The sequence below is a fragment of the Halorubrum sp. SS7 genome, from assembly GCF_005435055.1.
Lineage (GTDB): Archaea > Halobacteriota > Halobacteria > Halobacteriales > Haloferacaceae > Halorubrum > Halorubrum salinarum.
The window spans coordinates 1-213 of record NZ_SGXV01000779.1 but is presented as its reverse complement, the minus strand read 5'-3'; the positions used below and the strand labels follow the sequence as shown (position 1 = coordinate 213).

Genomic DNA, 213 nt, shown 5'->3' with positions numbered 1-213 from the left:
ATGACGTAGAGCTCGCCGTCCGCAACGAGGACGTTCTCGGCCCGGAGGTCGCCGTGGGTGAGCCCGGCGTCGTGGACCGTCCGGAGCGTGGCGAAGAGATCGGGCGCCAGCCCGGCGACGGTCTCCGCGTCGAGCTCGCCGAGGGTGCGGAACTCGGGGAGGTACTCTAAAACGAGCACGCCGAGGCCGTCGACCTCGAACGCCTCGATCGGC

General features: G+C 70.4%; 1 pseudogene. It reads right to left on the bottom strand.

What is annotated here, in order from left to right:
• Positions 1-213: pseudogene (locus EXE44_RS19900) on the bottom strand (protein kinase family protein); the annotation flags it as partial.